This window comes from Streptomyces sp. NBC_00704, from assembly GCF_036226605.1.
Classification (GTDB): Bacteria; Actinomycetota; Actinomycetes; order Streptomycetales; family Streptomycetaceae; genus Streptomyces.
This window is the reverse complement of the sequence record NZ_CP109000.1, coordinates 3,894,281-3,916,006: the sequence shown is the minus strand read 5'-3', so window position 1 is coordinate 3,916,006 and position 21,726 is coordinate 3,894,281. Positions and strand designations below refer to the sequence as shown.

The window sequence follows — 21,726 nt, the reverse complement described above, 5'->3', positions numbered from 1 at the left end:
AACCACGGGGAGGAACCGTGTCCGGATTCGTAGAAAAGCCCGAGCCCCTTCAGGTGCCGGGCCTGGTGCATCTGCACACCGGCAAGGTGCGCGAGCTGTACCAGAACGAGGCGGGCGACCTCGTGATGGTCGCCAGCGACCGCACGTCCGCCTACGACTGGGTGCTGCCGACCGAGATCCCGGACAAGGGCCGCATCCTCACCCAGCTCTCCCTGTGGTGGTTCGACCGGCTCGCGGACCTGGTCCCGAACCACGTCCTGAGCACGGAGCCGCCGGCCGGCGCCCCCGCCGACTGGGCCGGACGCACCCTGATCTGCAAGTCGCTGCGGATGATCCCGGTGGAGTGCGTGGCCCGCGGCTACCTCACCGGCTCGGGGCTCGTCGAGTACCGGGAGTCCCGCACGGTCTGCGGCCTCGCCCTCCCCGAAGGCCTCGTCGACGGCAGCGAGCTCCCGGCGCCGATCTTCACCCCGGCCACCAAGGCCGCCGTCGGCGAGCACGACGAGAACGTCTCCTACGAGGAGGTCGCCCGCCAGGTCGGCGCCGACACCGCGGCCCAGCTCCGGCAGGCCACCCTCGCTGTGTACGGCCGGGCCCGCGACATCGCCCGCGACCGGGGCGTCATCCTCGCCGACACCAAGTTCGAGTTCGGCTTCGAGGGCGAGACCCTGGTCATCGCCGACGAGGTCCTCACCCCGGACTCGTCCCGCTTCTGGCCGGCCGACCAGTGGCAGCCGGGCCGCGCGCAGCCTTCGTACGACAAGCAGTTCGTGCGGGACTGGCTGACCTCCGCCGAGTCCGGCTGGGACCGCCACGCCGAGCAGCCCCCGCCGCCGCTGCCCCAGCACATCGTGGACGCCACCCGCGCGAAGTACGTCGAGGCCTACGAGCGTCTGACGGGCACCGCCTGGGCGTGAGCGGCCCACGCGAAAGGCCCCGGTCGATGACCGGGGCCTTTGCTGTGGAGCGGACGACGAGGCTCGAACTCGCGACCTCAACCTTGGCAAGGTTGCGCTCTACCAACTGAGCTACGTCCGCACTGCGCCGTGGTGAACGTGCCGTGGCGCGACGCCAACTATACCCAACCCCGCTCCCGCGCGATCCGCACCGCCGTGTGCCGGTTCTCCGCCCCGAGCTTGGAGACGGCCGACGACAGGTAGTTGCGGACGGTCCCCTGCGACAGCGCGGCCCGCTCCGCGATCTCCGCGACCGGCGCTCCGTCGGCGGCGAGTTCGAGCACCTCCGCCTCGCGCGAGGTCAGCGGCGAGTCACCGGCGGCGATCGCGTCGGCGGCCAACTCCGGGTCGACGTAACGGTTCCCGGCGTGCACCGTGCGGATGATCTCGGCGAGCCGCTGGGCGCTCACGGTCTTCGGCACAAAGCCGCGCACACCGGCCGCAAGCGCTCGTTTGAGATGGCCGGGCCGGCCGTGGCTGGTGACGATCAGCGCCCGGCAGCCGGGCAGTTCGGTCCGCAGGGATGTGGCGACCTTCACACCGTCGGCGCCCGGCATCTGCAGATCCAGGACGGCCACGTCGGGCTCGTGCGCCCGCGCCATGGCCAGCGCCTCCGGCCCGGTGGCCGCCTCGGCGACGATCACCAGGTCGTCCTCCAGGGACAGCAGCGCGGCCAGGGCGCCCCGGATGAGGTGCTCGTCGTCCGCGAGCAGTACCCGCACCGTCATGAAGTGACCTCTCTCACAGTCGACGCCTCCCCGGGCGGCCCCTCACCGAGCCGCCGTGTCCCGCCGGCCGGCACCTCCCCGGGCGACTGCCCGTCGAGCAGCGTCCCGTCGAGCGGCTTCCCGTCAAGCGGCTTCCCGTCAAGCGACTGCCCGTCGAGCGGAGTCCCGCTCCCCGGCGCCTCGTTCAGCGGCACCTCGGCGACCACCCGGAACGTGCCCGCGCCGACGAGCCCGGCCTCCAGTGTCCCGTCGACCTCCCGCAGCCGCTCCCGCAGTCCGGCAAGTCCCGACCCGCGGCCCGACGCGGCGGGCCCCGGCCTGCCGCCCGCGCCGGCGGGCCCCGCCCCGTCGTTCTCCACCGTCAGCACCACGCTTCCCGCCGTCCGCCGCAACGCCACCGAGCACCGGCCCGCGTCTCCGTGCCGCAGCACGTTGGTGGTGCTCTCGCGCACCACCCAGCCCAGCGCGGACTGCACCTCGGCGGGCAGCCCGCCGGGCTCCCCGCTCACCGCGCAGTCGATGCCCGCCGCCGTCAACACGCCCTGCGCGCCCGCGAGTTCCACGCCGAGGTCGGCCTCGCGGTAGCCGCGGACGACGTCACGCACCTCACGCTGCGACTCCCGCGCTATGCGCTGCACCTCGATCATCTGGTCCACGGCGTCCGGCCGTCCGCGCCGGGCCAGCCGCACGGCCAGCTCGCTCTTCAGGGCGATCACCGCCAGGTTGCGGCCCATCACGTCGTGCAGGTCCCGCCCGAACCGCAGCCGTTCCTCGGCGACGGCGAGCCGTGCGCGGGTGTCGCGGGCCTCGTCCAGCCGGAAGACCGCGTCGAGCAGCCACACCGAGAAGACCGAGGTGAAGGCGAGGAAGCCGCCGCCGACGAACACCGCCGCCATCGTCGCGAGGACGGCCACGCCCGGCAGCCCGACCGGGTACGCCACCACCCCGGCGCCCACGGCGAAGCCGGCCACGACCGCGAAGACCCGCCGCCGCGCGCGCACGCCGAGTGCGATGAACCCGGACCCGAAGGCCAGGACGACGCCGAACACACTGCCCGCGGCGGCGTCCACGCTCTCGTGGTCCGGGCCGCGCTGCGCGACGAAGGCCGCGGCGACGGCGACCGTCGCCGTGACGGCGGCGAGCGCCCACAGCAGCCGGACGGGCTGGGCCCGGCGTCCGCGCGTCCAGTCCAGCGCCCGCGACGCCGTCAGCCCGCCGAGCGTGCAGTGCACCAGCGTCAACACCGGCAGCCACAACCCGAGTCCGGCCGGCAGCGCCCCGGCGGAGGGCAGCCCCACCGCCCCGAATTCGGCCACGGCGAAGAAGTGGAACGACCACCGTGTGTACGTCTCGACCTTCGCGGGCGTGCTCTTGCGCCGCCACCAGCCCCCCGGCCTGCGCATCCGCACGCCCCCTCCTTGCCCATGAGCCGCGTCCCGCGCCCCGTGTCCTGTGGTGTCCGTGTCCCGTGGTGTCCCCGTGTCCTGTGGCGTCCCCGTGCACGTGGTCCGCCGTGCACGCGGTCCCCAGTGCCCACTCCCGCGTCGGCGTCGGCGTCGGTGTCCGTGCCGTGCCCTTCCGCGCGGGCCGGTGCTGCCGCGGGTCGTCGGCGCCGGGGTTCCCGACGGGACCCTGTCGCTCAGCGCCGGGGCTCCCACCGGAACCACCGCCGTACAGCAAACACCGCCAACGCCGTCCAGGCCAGTGCGGTTCCGACGGCGCCCAGGGCTTCGTGCGCCGACAGGGCGCCGGTCCAGCCGCCGCGGATCAGGGTGATCACCGGGGACAGCGGCAGCGAGGCGCACGCGGAGGCGAGGCCGTCGGGCAGCAGGTCCAGGGGGACGGCCACCCCGGAGCCGGCCATCGACACGAGCACCAGCGGCGCCGTGGTGACCTGCGCGCTCTCCACGGACCGGGTCGCGGTCGCCGTGACGGCCGCGAGCGCCGCGCACATCACCAGGCCGAACAGCAGGCCCAGGACGGCCAGAACGGGCGCCTCGGGCGCCGGCACGTCCAGCACGACGGTGGAGCCCGCCACCAGCACCGCCGACTGCACCAGTCCCGTCGCCAGGACCGGCAGCGCGGACCCGGCGAGGATCTCGGCGTCGCGCAGTTCGCCGGTGCGCAGCCGCTTCAGCACCAACTCCTCGCGCCGGGCGGTGTAGATGACGGTCAGCGCCGAATACACCCCGAACAGCAGTGAGAACCCGATCGCGGCGGGCAGCAGCACCAGGCCCGCGGTGAGCCCGGCGTCCTTGAGGTCCATGCCGTCGATCGCCGGGGCGAGGCTGACGGGCAGCACCAGCGGCACGAGCACGGCCGTGAGGAGCGTGCTCCGGCTGCGGCCGAGCAGCGTCAGTTCGGCCCGCCCGAGGGCGGCCATCCGGCGTGCGGGGGTCGTGACCGCCCGCCCGGCCGCCCGCCCGGCCTCCCGCCCGTCCTCCGGGCCGGCCGTCTCGCGCACCGTCGTCCCGCTCATGCCGCGACCCCCTTGGCCCCGTCGGTCTTCCCGTTCCTGCCGGGACGGTCATTCGTGCCGGTCGTGCCGGTCGTGCCGGTCGTGCTGGTCCTGGTGGTCCGGTCGGTCTCGTCGGCCGCCGGGTCGGACGACGCCTCCCGGGCGATTCCCAGGAACGCCTCCTCCAGCGAGGCCGAGCGCACGTCGAGCCGGCGCAGTTCGACGCCGGTCCGCCGCGCCCACATCAGCAGCCCGGTCGCGGCCCGCTGGAGTTCCCGGGTGTGCAGCCGGATGAGGCGGCCGTCGATCTCGTGCCCGCACACGCCCAGTTCGCCGAGCGGCGGCAGATCGCCCGGGAGGTACCCCTCGGGCAGTTCGAAGGCGATCCGGGACGGCTGGGCGGCGGTCACCTCGGCGGGTGTTCCGGCGGCGGCGATGCGGCCCTGGTGCAGGATGGCCAGCCGGTCGGCGAGGTGCTCGGCCTCTTCCAGGTAGTGGGTGGTCAGCAGGACCGTGGTGCCCGCGTCGCGCAGGGCGCGCACCAGCTCCCAGGTGTCGCGCCGGCCCTCGGCGTCCAGGCCGGTGGAAGGCTCGTCGAGGAACAGCACCTCGGGTTCGCCGAGGACCGCGAGTGCCAGGTCCAGGCGCCGCCGCTCACCGCCGGACAGCTGCTTGACCCGGACGCCGGCCCGCCGGGTGAGCCCGACGAGTGCCAGCGCCCCGTCGATCGGACGGGCGCCGCTCACGCAGCCGGCCCACATCCGCGCCGTCTCGGCGACGGTCAGCTCGGAGGGGAATCCCCCTTCCTGGAGCATCACGCCGGTCCGCGGCCGGACGGCGGCGCGCTCGGTGAAGGGGTCGTGGCCGAGCACCGAGACCCGCCCGCCGTCCGGTCGCGCGAGCCCTTCCAGCAGCTCGACGGTGGACGTCTTTCCGGCGCCGTTGGTGCCGAGCAGCGCGAAGATCTCGCCGCGGCCGACGTGGAAGGAGATCCCACGGACCGCTTCGAACCCGCCCCCGTACACACGCCGCAGGTCGGTGACCTCGATCACGTGTTCATTCGCGTTCATGCCCCAAGCCTCCCGGCGACCGGAGGCCCGGAGCAGTGCGAGGTGTCACCACTCCCCATGACATATGTCAGACGGCCCCGGCGCGCCCGACGGCGCGGCACCCGTACGCCCCGTGTTCCGGGCGCACGAAAAGACCCCGGTCCAGTGGACCGGGGTCTTGTTCCCGAGCGGACGACGAGGCTCGAACTCGCGACCTCAACCTTGGCAAGGTTGCGCTCTACCAACTGAGCTACGTCCGCATTGCCTCCGACCGGCTCTCACCGATCGGCGCGTGCACCAGCCTACCTGATCCGGAAGACCGGTCAGATCGGCGGTGCAGAGCGGGTGACAGGAATTGCACACTGCGCCTTCCCCCTGGAAGGGGGATGTTCTACTACTGAACTACACCCGCGTGTACTCCGTGAGCTGGGCTTTTCGGCCTCGCCCGGCGGCGTGCTCCAGACTCTAGCCGACCGGGAGGGGTGCAGCGCAAGTCGAGTCGTTCGAGGGGCGGGTGACCGGCCGTCGGTCCGGCCCCGCGGGGAGGGCGCGACGAGCGCCGCCCGCCGGACGCCCCGCACCGGACGCCGTTCGACGAGCCCCGCTCACCGCTCCTCGGCCACCCGGGCCTCCGTTCGCCGCTCCCCGGCCACTGGGGCCGGGCTCGCCGGCCCACTCGCCCGCCCTCGCTCACCGCCCCCGGTTCACTGGGCTTCGGTGAACGCCTCGTAGACCCTCTTGGGGATGCGGCCTCGGGCCGGCACCTCCATCTTGTTGGCCTGGGCCCAGGCGCGGACCGCCGCGGGGTCGGGGGCGACCTCCGTCTGCTTGTAGGCCTTGCCCGACCTGGACCGCTTGCGCCCGGCTTCGACGTAGGGCTCGAGCGCCTTACGCAGTTTCTCGGCATTGCCTTCATTCAGGTCGATCTCGTACGACTTGCCGTCGAGGCCGAAGGCGATCGTTTCCGCCGCTTCCGAGCCGTCGATGTCGTCAAAGAGAGTGACCACGACCTTCTGCGCCACGAATATCGGTCCCTTCGTCCGGCGCCACAAACCGTTCAGTCGTGGCGTCGTGCCGAGTCTCGGCAATTTCCAATTCATTTGTACAGTGCGAGGCAATGCATTGTGAAGCCCGACTAAATCTGTCCGCGTGTCCGGGCGCAATAGGTATCCGCGGACGGCCGGGGATCTTTCCCGTAACTTTTCGTGAACATCCCCGGCCGGTACCGGATCGCGAGTGCCTTCGTGATGGCCGTCACGTAGGTTCCTCCAACTCTACTCGCGTAGAAATTTTGTGCGGGTAGTCTGAAGCCACCTGTCGGAGACACCCGCAGGAACCTGCTCAGCACCACACCACCGGGAGTGCCAGTGGCACGCGTCGTAGTCGACGTCATGCTCAAGCCGGAGATCCTCGACCCCCAGGGCCAGGCGGTGCAGCGCGCACTGCCGCGACTGGGTTTCGAGGGCATCTCCGACGTACGTCAGGGAAAGCGATTCGAACTGGAAGTTGACGGCCCCGTCGACGAGGCCGCCCTCGCCCGCATCCACGATCTTGCGGAATCCTTCCTCGCCAACACCGTGATCGAGGACTTCACCGTCAAGGTCGAGTCGGAAGAAGCCGTCGCGGGAGCCGCGAAGTGACCGCTCGTATTGGCGTCGTCACTTTCCCGGGCAGCCTCGACGACCGGGACACCCAGCGCGCGATCCGCCTCGCGGGCGCGGAACCCGTCGCTCTCTGGCACAAGGACAAGTACCTCCACCAAGTCGACGCCGTCGTGCTGTGCGGTGGTTTCTCCTACGGTGACTATCTGCGGGCCGGCGCCATCGCGCGTTTCTCCCCGGTGATGGAGCCCCTCATCGAGCAGGCGAAGGCCGGTCTCCCGGTCCTCGGCATCTGCAACGGCTTCCAGATCCTCACCGAGGCCCACCTCCTCCCGGGCGCGATGCTCGGCAACGACCACCTCCACTTCATCTGTAGCGACCAGAAGCTGCGGGTGGAGAACGCGGACACCGCCTGGACGACCGACTACTCGGCCGGCCAGGAGATCCACATCCCGCTGAAGAACATGGACGGCCGGTACGTCGCCGACGAGCGCACGCTCGACGAGCTGGAGGCGGAGGGCCGGGTCGCCTTCCGCTACCTGGACGTCAACCCCAACGGCAGCCTTCGCGACATCGCCGGCATCACCAACGCGGCCGGCAACGTCGTGGGTCTCATGCCGCACCCGGAGCACGCCGTCGAGCCGCTCATCGGCTCCGGCCGCACCGACGGCCTCCCGTTCTTCACCTCGATCCTCAAGAAGCTGGTCAACGCATGAGCCGGACGCCTCTGGACACGGTCGAGCACGCGGCCGAGACCCCCGACGTCGAGCTGCCCTGGGCCGAACTCGGCCTGAAGAAGGACGAGTACGAGCGCGTGGTCGAGATCCTCGGCCGCCGCCCGACCGGCGCCGAGCTGGCCATGTACTCCGTCATGTGGTCGGAGCACTGCTCGTACAAGTCCTCCAAGGTGCACCTGCGCCAGTTCGGCGAGAAGGCCCCGCAGTCCGACGCGCTGCTCGTCGGCATCGGCGAGAACGCGGGCGTCGTCGACGTCGGCCAGGGCTACGCCGTCACCTTCAAGGTCGAGTCGCACAACCACCCGTCCTACGTGGAGCCCTACCAGGGCGCGGCCACCGGCGTCGGCGGCATCGTGCGCGACATCATCGCGATGGGCGCGCGCCCGGTCGCGGTCGTGGACCCGCTGCGCTTCGGCGCGGCGGACCACCCCGACACCAAGCGCGTCCTGCCGGGCGTCGTGGCGGGCATCGGCGGCTACGGCAACTGCCTGGGCCTGCCGAACATCGGCGGCGAGGTCGTCTTCGACGCCTGCTATCAGGGCAACCCGCTGGTCAACGCCGGCGCCATCGGTGTGATGCGGCACGAGGACATCCACCTCGCGAAGGCGTCCGGCACCGGCAACAAGGTCATCCTCTACGGGGCCCGGACCGGCGGCGACGGCATCGGCGGCGCCTCGATCCTCGCCTCCGAGACGTTCGACGACGCCAAGCCGTCGAAGCGTCCCGCCGTGCAGGTCGGCGACCCCTTCCAGGAGAAGCTCCTCATCGAGTGCACCCTGGAGGCCTTCCGGGAGAAGCTGGTCGTCGGCATCCAGGACCTCGGCGCGGCCGGTCTGTCCTGCGCCACCTCCGAGCTGGCCTCCAACGGCTCCGGCGGCATGCGCGTCACGCTGGACGACGTGCCGCTGCGCGACTCCACCCTCTCGCCCGAGGAAATCCTCATGAGCGAGTCGCAGGAACGCATGTGCGCGGTCGTCGAGCCGGGCAAGGTCGACCGGTTCCTCGAGATCTGCGACAAGTGGGACGTCATCGCCACCGTCATCGGCGAGGTGACCGACGGCGACCGGCTGGAGATCTTCTGGCACGGCGGCAAGATCGTCGACGTCGACCCCCGCACCGTCGCCCACGACGGCCCGGTCTACGAGCGCCCCTACGCCCGCCCCGACTGGCAGGACGCCCTCCAGGCCGACGACGCGGGCAAGCTGCCCCGGCCGCAGACGGGCGACGAGCTGAAGGACCAGGTCCTGAGGCTGGTGTCGTCCCCGAACCAGGCCTCCAAGAAGTGGATCACGTCCCAGTACGACCACTTCGTGCAGGGCAACACGGTGCTGGCCCAGCCCGAGGACTCCGGGATGATCCGCATCGACGAGGAGACCGGCCTCGGTGTCGCCATCGCGACCGACGGCAACGGCCGCTACGCCAAGCTCGACCCGTACGCGGGCGCACAGCTGGCCCTGTCCGAGGCGTACCGCAACGTGGCCACGACCGGCGCCAAGCCGCTCGCCGTCTCGGACTGCCTGAACTTCGGCTCCCCCGAGGACCCGGCGGTGATGTGGCAGTTCGCGGAGGCCATCCGCGGCCTCGCCGACGCCTGCCAGCAGCTCGGCACCCCGGTGACCGGCGGCAACGTCTCGCTCTACAACCAGACCGGCGAGGCGGCCATCCACCCGACCCCGGTGGTCGCGGTGCTGGGCGTCATCGACGACGTCGCCCGCCGCACGCCCGTCGCCTTCCAGGAGGAGGGCCAGCTGCTCTACCTCCTCGGCGACACCCGTGAGGAGTTCGGCGGCTCGGCCTGGTCCCAGGTCGTCCACGACCACCTGGGCGGACTGCCTCCGAAGGTCGACCTGGAGCGGGAGCGGCTGCTCGCCGAGATCCTGATCTCCGCCTCGCGAGACGGCATGATCGACTCCGCGCACGACCTGTCCGACGGCGGTCTGATCCAGGCGGTCGTCGAGTCGGCGCTGCTCGGCGGCAAGGGCGCGCGGCTGATCGTGCCCGACGGCCTCGACGCCTTCACCCTCCTCTTCTCCGAGTCGGCCGGCCGCGCGGTCGTCGCGGTGCCGCGTTCGGAGGAGCTGCGTTTCAACGACATGTGCGGGGCGCGCGGTCTGCCCGTGACCCGCATCGGTGTCGTCGACGGCGACACGGTCGAGCTCCAGGGCGAGTTCGAGCTGTCCCTGGAGGAGCTGCGCAGGGCGCACGAGGACACCATCCCGGCGCTGCTCGCGTAACGCATCCGCACGCACCCGCGGTGGCGAAGGCCCCGCCCGTTCCCACGGGCGGGGCCTTCCCCGTGCCCGCGGGCGTTGGGAGCCGGGCCTGCGGCCGGCTCGGAACCCCTGCCCGGTACTGAACCCATGCCCGGTGCTGAAGGCCTGCCCGGCGCCGAACCCCTGCCTGATGCTGAGTCCGCGTCCGGTGTCGCACGCCTGCCCGGTGTCGTGACCGCTCGGTGCCGGACCCACGGGGCAGCGGGGCCGGGCGGGCCGCTGGCGGAGGGCGCGGGCGGCTGTCATACCGTCACCGGTTGCGGCGCCGGCTCGGGGGTGCTCGCCGTCGGACGGGACGTGGGCAGCAGGAGCGCCAGGACCAGGCACACCGCCATCAGTCCCGCCCCGCACAGGAACACCGTGTCCATGGCGGAGACGTACGACTCCAGCGCCGCCGGCCGGGCCGCGCCCGTCAGGGAGGCGAGCTGACCGGGGCCGTCGTAGAGCCGGGTGATGAGGGTGCCGAAGAGAGCCGCGCCCAGGGCGGTCCCCAGGGTCTGGAAGAAGCGGACGCCGGTGGTGGCCACGCCGAGCTGATGGGACGGGGCCGCGTCCTGGACCAGCTGGATGAGCTGGCCCAGGAGGAGGCCGAAGCCCGTGCCGACGAGCAGCAGGTAACCGCGCAGCAGCCACAGCGAGGTGCCCGTGCCGAGCGTGGCCAGGAACAGGAAGGCGACCGCGGCCAGCGCCGATCCCGCTATGGCGAAGGTCCGCTCGGCCCAGCCGCGCGCGGCGAGCCTGGCGGAGACGATGCCCACGGCCGTCATCCCCGTGGCCATGGGCAGCAGGTACAGGCCGGCCGATGAGCTGGCGATCCCGCGGGCCACCTGCAGATAGACCATCACGTAGTACATCGAGCCGACCATGGCCGCGCCCATCAGCCCCTGGATGGCGAAGCCCCAGCGCAGTTCGGGAACGCGGAAGAGGGACAGCGGGAGGATCGGCTCGGCGGCCGTGGCCTGCCGTCGCAGGAACAGGCCGAGGGCGGCCGCCGTGGCGAGGGCCAGCGTGAGGATCTGCGGCGACGTCCACGCGTACTGCTTGCCGCCCCACTCGGTGACCAGCAGCAGAGCGGTGGAGAACGCGGCGGCCAGGCCCGCGCCGAGGAAGTCGATCCGGTGCCGCGGACCGTGCCGGGGAAGCTTGAGGGCGAGTGCGCCCACGATCAGCACGGCGGCCCCGAGGGGCAGGTTGACGTAGAAGATCCACCGCCAGCTCGCGTGGTCGGCGAGCAGCCCGCCGATCCAGGGGCCCACCGCCATCCCGCCGCCTGCGACGACCCCGCCCACGCCGGCGCCCTTGGCGTCCTTCTCACCGGCTCCTCTGAGCTGGGCTATCACCACCATCGTGACGCTCATCAGGCCGCCGGCACCGATGCCCTGCACCGCTCGGGCGGCGATCAGCTGGTCGAGCGACTGCGCCGCCCCGCACAGCGCCGAGCCCACGAGGAACGTGCCCACGGCGCCCAGGAACACCCTCTTGGCGCCGAGGACGTCGCACAGCTTGCCGTACAGCGGGAGGACCGCGGCCGACGCCAGGGAGAAGGCGCTGACCAGCCAGGGGATGCGGTCGATGCCGTGCGCGGGGTCGAGGTCGCGGACGATCGGGACGGTGGCCGCGGACACGATCTGGAGGTCGAGCACGGCGAGCACGATCGTGACGAGGCAGACGAGGAAGCCGATTCTGCGTTGGGTGTCGGTCATGCGACCACCATGCCCGATATTCATGGACCAGGTCAATCTTTTATCCGGTACTATTTTTCATCCCGGCTCAAGAATGAGCTTGGTACAGTGGGGTCATGGCTGCCGAAGCGACGATGGGCCTGCGCGAGCGCAAGAAGCGGCAGACCGCGATGCGGATCTACCGGACCGCGGTGGAGCTGTTCCTGGAGCGGAGCTTCGACGACGTCTCCGTCCAGGAGATCGCGGACGCCGCCGACGTCTCGAAAATGACGGTGTTCAACTACTTCGGCACCAAGGAGGACCTGGTCTTCCGGCCCATGGAGGAGCACTTCTCCGACGCGGCCCGTGCGGTGCGGGAGCGGCGTCGGGGCGAGTCCGCGGCCGAGGCCGTCCGACGGCAGTTCCTGGAGATGATCGAAGGGCGTGATCCCGCGATCGGCCTGCACAGCGAGCCCTTCGCCCGTGAGATCCGCTCGGTCATCCTCGGGACGCCGGTCCTGCGCGAGCGGGCCTACGTCCTGTCCGAGAAGGGCGCCCGCGAGCTGGCCGGGCTGCTGGCCGAGGAGACGGGGGACGAGACCCTCGCGGCGATCGCGGCCGCCACGCTCACCGCCGCCCGCAACGCCCTGATCGAGGAGCACCACCGCCGCATCGCCGCGGGCGAGAGCGCGGACGAGGTCGCGGCCGACGCCGCCGACCGGGCCCGCAAGGCCTTCGCCCTGGTGGAAGCGGGCCTGGGCGACTACGCCCGCAAGACCTGACCGCACCACGCGACCACTCCGTGCCCGCGCCTCGTCCCACTCGCGCACGCGCCTCTCCGCCCCACTCCGCGCCGCGTCTCCGCACCACTGGGCGGCGATCGCCGTACACGGCCGCCGTGCGCGACGGCCCTACACGCCCGCCATATATGCCCGTCGTACGCGACCGCCGCACCGCCACCACGCCACCGACACGTCGGCGCCACCATCGCCCGCCCGCGCCACCATCGCCCGCCCGCGCCCAGGCCGTCTAGGCTCACCGCCATGCCTCCGGCCAAGAAGCGCGCCCGCGCCTACGACCCCGTCAAGATCCGCGCCGCCGTCCTCGCGCAGTTCGGCAACGTACGGCGGGCCGTGGGCACGCTCACCCCCGGGCAGCTCGCCCTGCCGACCCGGCTGGCGGGCTGGACCGTGCGGGATCTGGCGGCGCACGTGACGATGGCGGTGGAGACCGTCAGCCGCAACCTCGAGCGCGACGAGCCGGCTAAGGCGGAGCTGGCCCTCCTGGAGTGGCCGTTCGCCACCGGGGCGCGAGCCGCCGACATCTCCGACGGGACCCTGGCCCTGGCCGCGGCCCACCCCGATCCGGCCGCCCTCTACGCCCGTGCCGGGGAGCGGCTGGCCGCCGCCCTCGCCGGCGCCTCCGGCGACCGCGTCCTCGCCGCCCGCACCGGCGCCATGACCCTCGCCGACTACCTGGTCACCCGTACCGTCGAACTCGTCGTCCACACCGACGACCTCAACGACGCCGTCCCCGGACTGGACGTCCCGTACGACCGTCAGGCGCTGGCCGCCGCCACCCGGCTGCTGGCCGACGCCCTGGCCGTGAAGGCCCCCGGCGGCGCGACCGAGGTGCGGATCCCGCCGTTCGCCGTCGTCCAGTGCGTCCAGGGCCCCCGGCACACCCGGGGCACCCCGCCCAACGTCGTCGAGACCGATCCGCTCACCTGGATCCGGCTGGCGACCGGCCGTCTGACCTGGCAGGAAGCCGTCGGGTCGGCGAAGGTCGACGCGAGCGGCGAACGGGCGGACCTCGCGGCCCTCCTGCCCCTCATGAGCTGATCCCGGACCCGCTCCGCCGCCCCGACGGCCGATCCGGACCCGCCCGGCCGCCCGACGGCCGATCCGGGCCCGCCCGGCCGCCCGACGGCCGATCCGGACCCGCCCGGCCGCCCGACGGCCGATCCGGACCCGCCCGGCCGCCCCGACGGTCGACCCGGACCCGCTCCGCCGCCCCGACGGCCGACCCGGGCCCTCAGATCTGCCCCCCCTGAACATCCTCATCCGGAGTCCGCGGGGAACCGATCACCCCACCCGTCCCGTCGAACCGGCATGCACCGGCACACGCACAGCCTCACGCGCGCCACATGCCCCATGAGAACCGCAGGCACCTCGCGCACCCCGCGCACCTGGCGCACCGGCAGGCGGCGCACCGGGTCGGTGCCGATCCTGGCGGCCGTCCTCGTGCTCGTCCCGCTCGCCGCGGCCTGCGGCGAGGAGCAGGCCGACGGCCGGCGGCCCGGCAGCGCCTCGGTGAGCGCCGAGCCGCCGCTGACCGGCGTCCGGTGGGCCGTCGACAGCGTCACCGTGGACGGCGCGACCCGGCGCTCGCCCGGCAGCGCCCGGCTGACGATCGCGGACGGCAAGGCGTCCGGAAGTTACGGATGCAACGACTTCACCGCCACGGCCGTCGTCGAGGGGGGCAGCGTCCGGTTCGGCGACGCCAGAACGACCCGGATGGCCTGCGCAGGGCCGGTCATGGCGTTCGAGCGACTGCTGGCCGGCGCCCTCGCCGACGGGCTGCTGACCACCGAGGTCAAGGGCGACACGCTGACGCTCGGCACGGCCGGCGGGGACCTGGTCCGGCTGACCAGGACGTGAGACGCCGCCCGTCGTCGGCCCGATCGGTGTGCGACACCTCACTCGCGCCCTTCCGAGGCCGGTCCGCGAGACGGCGGCAGCGGTGCGCGCGACCCGCCGTCGGAGCATCGGAATGCCGTCCTGAGCTGCGTGAACGCAACGGCCGGGGCGGCGGGCGCCGACCGGTGATCCAGTTACCCGCGGGTATCCCCAATTCGGACCAGTGGTCGATCTCGCCTACACTCGGAAGCGTGCCACGTGGTGACGGTCGACTCAGTCATGATCTGCTCCCCGGCGAGAAAGGCCCCCAGGACGCTTGCGGCGTCTTCGGGGTCTGGGCTCCCGGTGAAGAGGTCGCCAAGCTCACTTACTTCGGGCTCTACGCCCTCCAGCATCGGGGCCAGGAATCCGCGGGAATCGCGGTCAGCAACGGCTCCCAGATCCTCGTCTTCAAGGACATGGGCCTCGTGTCCCAGGTCTTCGACGAGACCTCGCTCGGTTCGCTCCAGGGTCATATCGCGGTCGGACACGCCCGCTACTCGACCACCGGCGCCTCCGTGTGGGAGAACGCGCAGCCGACGTTCCGCGCCACCGCGCACGGTTCGATCGCGCTCGGTCACAACGGCAACCTGGTCAACACGGCCCAGCTCGCCGAGATGGTCGCCGACCTGCCCAAGCAGGAGGGGCGCTCCCCGCGCGTCGCGGCGACCAACGACACCGACCTGCTCACCGCGCTGCTCGCGGCCCAGGTCGACGAGGACGGCAAGCCGCTGACCATCGAGGAGGCGGCCCACCGCGTCCTCCCGCAGGTCAAGGGCGCCTTCTCGCTCGTCTTCATGGACGAGCACACCCTGTACGCCGGCCGTGACCCGCAGGGCATCCGCCCGCTGGTCCTCGGCCGCCTGGAGCGCGGCTGGGTGGTGGCCTCCGAGTCCGCCGCCCTGGACATCTGCGGCGCCGCCTACGTCCGTGAGATCGAGCCCGGCGAGTTCATCGCCATCGACGAGAACGGACTGCGCACCTCCCGGTTCGCGGAAGCGAAGCCCAAGGGCTGTGTCTTCGAGTACGTGTACCTGGCCCGCCCCGACACCGACATCGCCGGGCGCAACGTGTACCTCTCCCGCGTGGAGATGGGCCGCAAGCTCGCCAAGGAAGCGCCGGTCGAGGCCGACCTGGTGATAGCGACCCCGGAGTCCGGCACCCCGGCCGCCATCGGCTACGCGGAGGCCTCGGGCATCCCCTTCGGCGCGGGTCTGGTCAAGAACGCCTACGTCGGCCGGACCTTCATCCAGCCCTCGCAGACCATCCGCCAGCTGGGCATCCGCCTGAAGCTGAACCCGCTGAAGGAAGTCATCAAGGGCAAGCGGCTGGTCGTCGTCGACGACTCGATCGTGCGCGGCAACACCCAGCGCGCCCTGGTCCGCATGCTCCGCGAGGCGGGCGCGGCCGAGGTCCACATCCGGATCTCCTCGCCGCCCGTGAAGTGGCCCTGCTTCTTCGGCATCGACTTCGCCACGCGCGCGGAGCTGATCGCCAACGGCATGACCATCGACGAGATCGGCACCTCCCTGGGCGCCGACTCCCTCTCGTACATCTCCATCGACGGCATGATCGAGGCGACCACCATCGCCAAGCCGAACCTCTGCCGCGCCTGCTTCGACGGCGAGTACCCGATGGAACTCCCCGACCCCGAGCTGCTCGGCAAGCAGCTCCTGGAGACGGAACTGGCAGCCGGGCCCGCCGCCACGGCCGCCGCCGACGCGATCCGTCGCCCGTAGACGGCCCGCCACACCTGCCGTACGACACGAAGGTTCTCACTAGCCATGTCTGAGACAACTGGTGCCAGCTACGCAGCCGCGGGCGTCGACATCGAAGCGGGCGACCGCGCCGTCGAGCTGATGAAGGAGTGGGTGAAGAAGACGCAGCGCCCCGAGGTCCTCGGCGGCCTCGGCGGGTTCGCCGGCCTCTTCGACGCCTCCGCCCTCAAGCGCTACGAGCGCCCGCTCCTCGCCTCCGCCACGGACGGCGTGGGCACGAAGGTCGACATCGCGCGCCGGCTCGGCGTGTACGACACGATCGGCCACGACCTGGTCGCCATGGTCATGGACGACATCGTGGTGTGCGGCGCCGAGCCGCTGTTCATGACCGACTACATCTGCGTCGGCAAGGTCCACCCCGAGCGGGTCGCCGCCATCGTCAAGGGCATCGCCGAAGGCTGTGTGCTGGCCGGGTGCGCCCTGATCGGCGGCGAGACGGCCGAACACCCCGGACTGCTGGGCGAGGACGACTTCGACGTCGCCGGCGCCGGTACGGGCGTCGTGGAGGCCGACCGGCTGCTCGGCCCGGACCGCATCCGCACGGGTGACGCGGTGATCGCCATGGCGGCCTCCGGACTCCACTCCAACGGGTACTCGCTGGTCCGGCACGTCCTGCTGAACCAGGCCGGTCTCTCCCTGGAGGCGCGCGTCGACGACCTCGGCCGCACGCTCGGCGAGGAACTCCTGGAGCCCACCAAGATCTACTCGCTGGACTGCCTCGCGCTCACCCGTACGGCGGACGTCCACGCCTTCTCGCACATCACCGGCGGCGGCCTGGCGGCCAACCTGGCCCGGGTGATCCCGGACGGATTGCACGCGCGTGTGGACCGCGCCACCTGGACGCCGGGGCCGATCTTCGACCTGGTCGGCCGGACCGGATCGGTCGAGCGCCTGGAACTGGAGAAGACGCTCAACATGGGCGTCGGCATGATGGCGATCGTGCCCGCGGAGTCGGCGGACGTCGCCCTGACGACCCTGGCGGACCGCGGCGTCGAGGCCTGGGTCGCCGGCGAGATCACCGAGCGCGGCGAGCACCCCGCGGGAGCCGAGCTGGTCGGCGACTACGCGAGCTGAGACGGCCGGTCGGACCGGTCCGGCGGACCGCCGGACCGGCCGGGCCGTGCAGGCAGCACAAGACCCGGTCGGTGACCGGAGTCACCGACCGGGTGAGTGCTCAGTACAAGGTCAAGCGCCGCGACGGTGTTGCGAGGAGTCCTCGCCGTCATCCTCGTCGTCGTCCCCGTACAGCTCGGCGTACCGTGCGTACGGGTCGTCGTCCTGCTCATCGTCATCATCCTCGAACGGTTGCCCGTTCGGCGGAATGTTCGATGGCGATGCGCCCAGCTCTTCGGCCAGGCGTGAGAGATCAGTCCCGCCGCTGTTGTACTTCAGCTGGCGGGCGACCTTCGCTTGCTTGGCCTTGGCCCGGCCGCGCCCCATGGCTCGACCCCCTCAACGACGGGGCTCGACGGCCCCAGGTTGACACGCGTTCATGATCCAGGACGGTCTCTCCGTGGAGAGCCCGTCGTAGGGCTCCCACGGTACCTGAGCCCACGCCCGTACGGTACGTCGCCCGTGCCACGCGCGTGTGCACAGTCCCTCGGGCACGCCCCGTCCTCGCTGGTCAGTGGCGATTTTAACCACTTATCGGCGGGCGACCCGCCCGGAGGAGTGAGAGTTCTCTCCAACTTTCCACCGGCCGGTACCGCCGAAACCCGAGGACGGGGTGCCACAGGGTCTTCACGGAGCTCTCACCGAGCCCCCGCCCGGACGTCAGCCCGCGTGCGCCCGGGCCGCCTCGTGCATCCGCTGCTCGGCGATCCGGTCGGCCGCCGCGGCCGGCGGAATCCCGTCCGCCTTCGCACGTGCGAAGATCGCGAGCGTGGTGTCGAAGATCTTCGCCGCCTTCGCCCTGCACCGGTCGAAGTCGAAGCCGTGCAGTTCGTCGGCGACCTGGATGACGCCGCCGGCGTTCACCACGTAGTCCGGCGCGTAGAGGATCCCGCGGTCGGCGAGGTCCTTCTCCACGCCCGGGTGGGCGAGCTGGTTGTTGGCCGCGCCGCAGACGACGGCGGCGGTCAGCACCGGCACGGAGTCGTCGTCCAGCGCCCCGCCGAGCGCGCAGGGGGCGTAGACGTCGAGCCCGTCCAGCGTGATCAGGCGCTCGGTGTCGGCGACGGCCTCCACCGCGGGGTGCCGTTCGGTGATCCGGCGCACCGCCTCCTGGCGGACGTCCGTGATCACCACGCGGGCGCCCTCCGCCAGCAGGTGCTCCACCAGGTGGTGGCCGACCTTGCCCACGCCCGCGACGCCGACCGTGCGGTCGCGCAGCGAGGGGTCGCCCCACAGGTGCTGCGCGGAGGCCCGCATGCCCTGGTAGACGCCGAAGGCGGTCAGCACGGAGGAGTCGCCCGCACCGCCGTTCTCCGGCGAGCGCCCGGTCGTCCAGCGGCACTCGCGCGCCACGACGTCCATGTCGGCCACATAGGTGCCGACGTCGCAGGCGGTCACGTACCGCCCGCCCAGCGAGGCCACGAACCGCCCGTACGCGAGCAGCAGCTCCTCGGTCTTGATCACCTCGGGATCCCCGATGATCACGGCCTTGCCGCCGCCGTGGTCGAGACCGGCCATGGCGTTCTTGTACGACATCCCGCGCGCGAGGTTCAGCGCGTCGGCGACGGCATCCGCCTCGGTCGCGTACGGGTAGAAGCGCGTACCGCCGAGGGCGGGGCCCAGAGCGGTGGAGTGCAGGGCGATGACGGCCTTGAGGCCGGTCGCGCGGTCCTGGCAGAGCACGACTTGCTCATGGCCGCCCTGGTCCGAGTGGAACAGGGTGTGCAGAACATCAGCAGGTGCGCCGGATACGTCGGTCACTGTGGTGACTCCAGGGTCTAGCGGCGGTCGGGGCGCAGGCGCCGTAAGGGTGGCGGAGCCTGTGGGACGAGCGTAGAGCCTGGACGGCCCGCTGATCCCGCAGTGTCGGGGATCACCCCCCGGTGGAGTACCGCCGTGGGACGATCGCAGGGTTTCCCGGCCGGTCGAAGGGGGAGGGAGCAGGGGTGCCCAAGGTGTCCTCGGTGATCGTCCCGTACGCGGTCTATCTGCGGGTGTACGAGCCGCTGGCCGCCTTCCCGGAGCCCGAGCGGTCCCACTGGGCGCGCTACGCCCGACGCCCCGACCTGCCCTCCTACCAGGACGAGCTGCGCCGCTCGCTGGCCGACCTGCTGCCCACCCCGCCGGTCGCGGTGCCGGTGCAGGAGAGCGGCGACGCGTTCGTGACCGAGGTGGACGGCGTGCTCTGCGTCTGCCCGTGGCGCACGCGGCTGCGCGGCTGGCTAGCCCTGGCCGACCTGGACGACGAACTGCCCGGACCGGTCCTGGAGGCGGCGCTCCCCGAGGTCGTGCGGATCCAGGCCGCCAAGGACCACGAGCGGTGGCTGGAGCGCAACCCCGACGCCCGTCCCTGGATCCGCACCGCGGTCTGGCAGGTGCCCCTGAACTGGTTCGTGCTGGTCGCCGACGAGGAGCGGGAGTACGAGAAGGGGACCGAGCGGGCGGCGCCCGTGCTGCGCTACCGCACGCCGATGGTGCAGGCGCGCCGCCGGGTGGCCCGGTCGCTGCGCGCGCTGAAGGACGCCGGCGAGGAGGGGCCGCTCGCCGACGGGCTGCTGGACGTCGGCCGCTGGCTGGAGGAGTTCCATCCGCGTTCGCTGGTGGAACTGGATTACGGCGGGCTGGCGCACGTGCTGCCGGCCGGTGATCTGGAGGCCGACCACTCGGCGAAGGACGTGGCCGACAGCGTCGAGGCGCTGCGGGCGGGCGACGGCGAGGCGGCGGCCGAGGCGTACGGGCGGCTCGTGGAGCGGTGGCGTTCGATCCGGGAACGGCGTTCGGCGAACTGAGGCGCGGGGCCCGCGGGGCCGTCCTGACGTTGGACCCACGGTGAACTGACGATGTGACAGATACGACAGCGCTTGCCGAAGTGATGTGCGTCACGGCCATGAACGGCTCGAACAGCGTACGGTCAGCGGCACTTCACGGAACTCACGGGACGTAGGTCCCGATCCGGGCTTATGTCTCAAGGGTGACGGACCGCACGTACACGGCCCTTGCGCCGCTTGCCCCTCCTCGTGCCAAAATAGGACAAGGAGTCCGGGGAGGGCTCCGTCCGCCTACTTATGTTCCATGGTGGGGGGAATCTCGGTATTGCACTGCTTTGGGGGTTCTCGTGACTCCCGAACGCTCCTGTGACTGATCGTCACAAGGGTGTGACTGTCCGCTATGGCATGGTCCATCGGCTTCCGTCGCCGATGAACACCTGGGGGGCAATTCCATCGGTTTGGCCGACGCGGCTGGACGGATGGTGTAGTTGTAGTGCCGAGGACAAGCCGTTCGTCCTATAACCGACTCGACCCGCGTCCGCCATTTCGGGCAACGCGGGTCAAGGTGCAGAATTTAGAGGAAAGAACCGAGAAGGTTCGGTTCTCCCGAGGAGGCCGCTCATGACCGCTCGCACCCCTGATGCTGAGCCGCTGCTGACCCCGGCTGAGGTTGCCACGATGTTCCGCGTCGACCCGAAGACGGTCACGCGGTGGGCGAAGGCCGGCAAGCTCACGTCGATCCGCACGCTCGGCGGACACCGCCGTTATCGCGAGGCTGAGGTCCGCGCACTGCTCGCGGGCATCCCGCAGCAGCGCAGCGAGGCCTGAACAAGTGAATAACCGGGCAACACGTCAGGTTCCCCCATCTGTGCGGACGCCCGAAACCTAGCTCCAAGCGACGTGGGTCCTGCCCCAACAGGTCCCTCGCCACCAGGGAACGTCGTCGATCGCGCTGGACTCCGCCGAGTCCGGCGCGATCTTTTTTGTGCGCTCGGGGCCGCCTCGGGGGCGGTATCAGGTGACTCTGTGAGCGCCCTTGTCGGAGTCTGGGGAGGCTCTGGGAGGGTTCCGGGAGGCATCCTCCCGAGTGGTGCAATTGCACATATTAAATTGACCAGTTGTAGGAGCGGGGTAAGAACCTGCTTTTCCAAAACTCATGCCGTGACACCCGTCACACGGCCCGGCTCTTGTTGCCGTCGCTTCGCGTGCACTAGAGGAAACCCCCGTTCCGCGCCGCCCGTCCCGTTCCCGCTGCCGGGAGCCCGCCGTCCCGCCGTCCCGCCGTGCCGCCGTCTCACCGTGCGCGCCGCGGGCGACCGCCCGGTGGCGCCGGCGGACGGCGTCTGTCAGGCCGTCAGGCCGTCGGCGTGGCTCTCGTCCTCCAAGGCCTCCACGGCCGTTCCAGGGGCCTGTACGGCCAGCGTGCCGCTGTCCATCGCCAGCCGCTGGAGACGGTGGCAGATCGGGCAGTGGCGGGTCAGGTGCCGATACGACGACGCGGCCGACAGGTGCGCGCGGAGCAGTGCCCGCGTCTCGTGCCTGACCGATGCCGTCATGCCCCGCCTCCGCCCGGGCGCCGCGCGCAACGGGCCCTGGGTTCTGGGGTACCGGCCCCGGAGGACGCCGTCAAGAGTGCCGCGGGGACCCCGGACGCCGCGCGAGGGGACGCCGGGGGACGGCAGACGGCGCCGGGCGAACGCCGCGGGGCCCGGATCCTGCGATCCGGGCCCTTCGCGTGTGTCCGCGATACGCCGAAGGCCCGCGTCCCTCGCGGGATGCGGGCCTTCGGTGTTCACTGCGGTCCTGACGGGATTTGAACCCGCGGCCTCCACCTTGACAGGGTGGCGAGCACTCCAAACTGCTCCACAGGACCAGGTTTTCGCGGCACTTGATGGTGCGTTGTGCTGCGAGAAGGACAATACAGGA

Annotated in this window: 20 protein-coding genes and 4 tRNA genes; 11 read left to right on the top strand and 13 right to left on the bottom strand. The window is 71.7% G+C overall.

Annotated features, from left to right (window positions below; all coding sequences use genetic code 11):
• Positions 1-17 precede the first annotated feature (17 nt).
• Positions 18-917 carry a phosphoribosylaminoimidazolesuccinocarboxamide synthase gene (locus tag OG802_RS17050; protein WP_329411474.1) on the top strand — a complete coding sequence of 300 codons (900 nt, stop codon included), beginning with the start codon at positions 18-20 and terminating at the stop codon, positions 915-917.
• Positions 918-962: 45 nt separating this feature from the next.
• Here the strand turns inward: OG802_RS17050 and OG802_RS17045 are convergent.
• The 8 genes from OG802_RS17045 to OG802_RS17010 all read right to left on the bottom strand — a co-directional run bounded on the left by OG802_RS17045 (position 963) and on the right by OG802_RS17010 (position 6,213).
• Positions 963-1,038: transfer RNA gene (locus tag OG802_RS17045), tRNA-Gly, on the bottom strand.
• 37 nt (positions 1,039-1,075) lie between these two features.
• Positions 1,076-1,684: a response regulator transcription factor gene (locus tag OG802_RS17040; protein ID WP_329411473.1), complete on the bottom strand. Its 609-nt coding sequence runs from the start codon at positions 1,682-1,684 to the stop codon at positions 1,076-1,078.
• Positions 1,681-3,087, bottom strand: a complete 1,407-nt coding sequence (locus OG802_RS17035; RefSeq protein WP_329411471.1) for a sensor histidine kinase — start codon at positions 3,085-3,087, stop codon at positions 1,681-1,683. The genes OG802_RS17040 and OG802_RS17035 overlap by 4 nt, the downstream gene beginning before the upstream one ends.
• Positions 3,088-3,323: 236 nt before the next feature.
• Positions 3,324-4,067: an ABC transporter permease gene (locus OG802_RS17030; protein ID WP_329417134.1), complete on the bottom strand. Its 744-nt coding sequence runs from the start codon at positions 4,065-4,067 to the stop codon at positions 3,324-3,326.
• 92 nt (positions 4,068-4,159) lie between these two features.
• Positions 4,160-5,212 carry an ABC transporter ATP-binding protein gene (locus OG802_RS17025; protein WP_329411469.1) on the bottom strand — a complete coding sequence of 351 codons (1,053 nt, stop codon included), beginning with the start codon at positions 5,210-5,212 and terminating at the stop codon, positions 4,160-4,162.
• Between the two features lie 166 nt (positions 5,213-5,378).
• Positions 5,379-5,451 (bottom strand) — tRNA-Gly (locus OG802_RS17020).
• A gap of 80 nt (positions 5,452-5,531) precedes the next feature.
• Positions 5,532-5,603: transfer RNA gene (locus OG802_RS17015), tRNA-Gly, on the bottom strand.
• Positions 5,604-5,895: 292 nt separating this feature from the next.
• Positions 5,896-6,213, bottom strand: a complete 318-nt coding sequence (locus OG802_RS17010; RefSeq protein ID WP_329411467.1) for a histone-like nucleoid-structuring protein Lsr2 — start codon at positions 6,211-6,213, stop codon at positions 5,896-5,898.
• A 345-nt stretch (positions 6,214-6,558) separates the two neighbouring features.
• Here OG802_RS17010 and purS point away from each other — a divergent pair, with 345 nt between their 5' ends.
• The 3 genes from purS to purL are packed head-to-tail and all read left to right on the top strand — an operon-like array spanning position 6,559 to position 9,763.
• Positions 6,559-6,831 carry a phosphoribosylformylglycinamidine synthase subunit PurS gene (gene purS / locus OG802_RS17005; protein ID WP_020131278.1) on the top strand — a complete coding sequence of 91 codons (273 nt, stop codon included), beginning with the start codon at positions 6,559-6,561 and terminating at the stop codon, positions 6,829-6,831.
• A complete protein-coding gene (purQ, locus tag OG802_RS17000) occupies positions 6,828-7,508 on the top strand; it encodes a phosphoribosylformylglycinamidine synthase subunit PurQ (RefSeq protein ID WP_329411465.1) in 681 nt (226 codons plus the stop codon). The genes purS and purQ overlap by 4 nt, the downstream gene beginning before the upstream one ends.
• Positions 7,505-9,763, top strand: a complete 2,259-nt coding sequence (purL, locus tag OG802_RS16995; RefSeq protein WP_329411463.1) for a phosphoribosylformylglycinamidine synthase subunit PurL — start codon at positions 7,505-7,507, stop codon at positions 9,761-9,763. Before purQ ends, purL begins: the two co-directional genes overlap by 4 nt.
• A 281-nt stretch (positions 9,764-10,044) precedes the next feature.
• Here the strand turns inward: purL and OG802_RS16990 are convergent, their stop codons facing one another.
• Complete coding sequence (locus tag OG802_RS16990; RefSeq protein ID WP_329411462.1) at positions 10,045-11,505, bottom strand: MFS transporter; 1,461 nt, start codon at positions 11,503-11,505, stop codon at positions 10,045-10,047.
• 95 nt (positions 11,506-11,600) lie between these two features.
• Here OG802_RS16990 and OG802_RS16985 point away from each other — a divergent pair, with 95 nt between their 5' ends.
• The 5 genes from OG802_RS16985 (at position 11,601) to purM (ending at position 16,993) form a co-directional block, all read left to right on the top strand.
• Positions 11,601-12,245, top strand: coding sequence for a TetR/AcrR family transcriptional regulator (locus tag OG802_RS16985; RefSeq protein ID WP_329411461.1), 645 nt, complete (start codon positions 11,601-11,603; stop codon positions 12,243-12,245).
• Between the two features lie 261 nt (positions 12,246-12,506).
• Complete coding sequence (locus OG802_RS16980; protein WP_329411460.1) at positions 12,507-13,304, top strand: maleylpyruvate isomerase family mycothiol-dependent enzyme; 798 nt, start codon at positions 12,507-12,509, stop codon at positions 13,302-13,304.
• Positions 13,305-13,616: 312 nt separating this feature from the next.
• Positions 13,617-14,123, top strand: a complete 507-nt coding sequence (locus OG802_RS16975; protein WP_329411458.1) for an META domain-containing protein — start codon at positions 13,617-13,619, stop codon at positions 14,121-14,123.
• A 230-nt stretch (positions 14,124-14,353) separates the two neighbouring features.
• A complete protein-coding gene (gene purF / locus OG802_RS16970; protein ID WP_329411456.1) occupies positions 14,354-15,880 on the top strand; it encodes an amidophosphoribosyltransferase in 1,527 nt (508 codons plus the stop codon).
• A gap of 45 nt (positions 15,881-15,925) precedes the next feature.
• A complete protein-coding gene (gene purM / locus OG802_RS16965) occupies positions 15,926-16,993 on the top strand; it encodes a phosphoribosylformylglycinamidine cyclo-ligase (protein ID WP_329411454.1) in 1,068 nt (355 codons plus the stop codon).
• A gap of 111 nt (positions 16,994-17,104) precedes the next feature.
• On the opposite strand, the gene OG802_RS16960 is transcribed toward purM, so the two are convergent.
• On the bottom strand, positions 17,105-17,359 hold the full coding sequence (locus OG802_RS16960; protein WP_057576334.1) for a DUF3073 domain-containing protein: 255 nt from the start codon (positions 17,357-17,359) through the stop codon (positions 17,105-17,107).
• Positions 17,360-17,692: 333 nt separating this feature from the next.
• Entirely contained in the window at positions 17,693-18,793 is a 1,101-nt protein-coding gene (locus OG802_RS16955) for a Leu/Phe/Val dehydrogenase (RefSeq protein WP_329411451.1), read from the bottom strand.
• Between the two features lie 185 nt (positions 18,794-18,978).
• On the opposite strand from OG802_RS16955, the gene OG802_RS16950 reads away from it, so the two are divergent.
• Complete coding sequence (locus OG802_RS16950) at positions 18,979-19,821, top strand: hypothetical protein (RefSeq protein ID WP_329411450.1); 843 nt, start codon at positions 18,979-18,981, stop codon at positions 19,819-19,821.
• 600 nt (positions 19,822-20,421) lie between these two features.
• Positions 20,422-20,628 (top strand): developmental transcriptional regulator BldC, encoded by a 207-nt coding sequence (bldC, locus tag OG802_RS16945; RefSeq protein ID WP_003949541.1) that lies wholly within the window; start codon positions 20,422-20,424, stop codon positions 20,626-20,628.
• Positions 20,629-21,146: 518 nt separating this feature from the next.
• Here the strand turns inward: bldC and OG802_RS16940 are convergent.
• Both OG802_RS16940 and OG802_RS16935 read right to left on the bottom strand, forming a co-directional pair.
• Complete coding sequence (locus OG802_RS16940; RefSeq protein WP_329411448.1) at positions 21,147-21,356, bottom strand: DUF6274 family protein; 210 nt, start codon at positions 21,354-21,356, stop codon at positions 21,147-21,149.
• A gap of 242 nt (positions 21,357-21,598) precedes the next feature.
• Positions 21,599-21,673, bottom strand: a tRNA-Asp gene (locus tag OG802_RS16935).
• Between the last annotated feature and the right edge of the window lie 53 nt (positions 21,674-21,726).

Coding starts and splice junctions, on each gene's coding strand:
- OG802_RS17040 (WP_329411473.1), bottom strand. CDS start 1,684: ATGACGGTGCGGGTACTGCTCGCGGACGACGAGCACCTCATCCGGGGC.
- OG802_RS17035 (WP_329411471.1), bottom strand. CDS start 3,087: ATGCGCAGGCCGGGGGGCTGGTGGCGGCGCAAGAGCACGCCCGCGAAG.
- OG802_RS17030 (WP_329417134.1), bottom strand. CDS start 4,067: ATGGCCGCCCTCGGGCGGGCCGAACTGACGCTGCTCGGCCGCAGCCGG.
- OG802_RS17025 (WP_329411469.1), bottom strand. CDS start 5,212: ATGAACGCGAATGAACACGTGATCGAGGTCACCGACCTGCGGCGTGTG.
- purL (WP_329411463.1), top strand. CDS start 7,505: ATGAGCCGGACGCCTCTGGACACGGTCGAGCACGCGGCCGAGACCCCC.
- OG802_RS16990 (WP_329411462.1), bottom strand. CDS start 11,505: ATGACCGACACCCAACGCAGAATCGGCTTCCTCGTCTGCCTCGTCACG.
- OG802_RS16985 (WP_329411461.1), top strand. CDS start 11,601: ATGGCTGCCGAAGCGACGATGGGCCTGCGCGAGCGCAAGAAGCGGCAG.
- OG802_RS16980 (WP_329411460.1), top strand. CDS start 12,507: ATGCCTCCGGCCAAGAAGCGCGCCCGCGCCTACGACCCCGTCAAGATC.
- OG802_RS16975 (WP_329411458.1), top strand. CDS start 13,617: ATGAGAACCGCAGGCACCTCGCGCACCCCGCGCACCTGGCGCACCGGC.
- purM (WP_329411454.1), top strand. CDS start 15,926: ATGTCTGAGACAACTGGTGCCAGCTACGCAGCCGCGGGCGTCGACATC.
- OG802_RS16960 (WP_057576334.1), bottom strand. CDS start 17,359: ATGGGGCGCGGCCGGGCCAAGGCCAAGCAAGCGAAGGTCGCCCGCCAG.
- bldC (WP_003949541.1), top strand. CDS start 20,422: ATGACCGCTCGCACCCCTGATGCTGAGCCGCTGCTGACCCCGGCTGAG.
- OG802_RS16940 (WP_329411448.1), bottom strand. CDS start 21,356: ATGACGGCATCGGTCAGGCACGAGACGCGGGCACTGCTCCGCGCGCAC.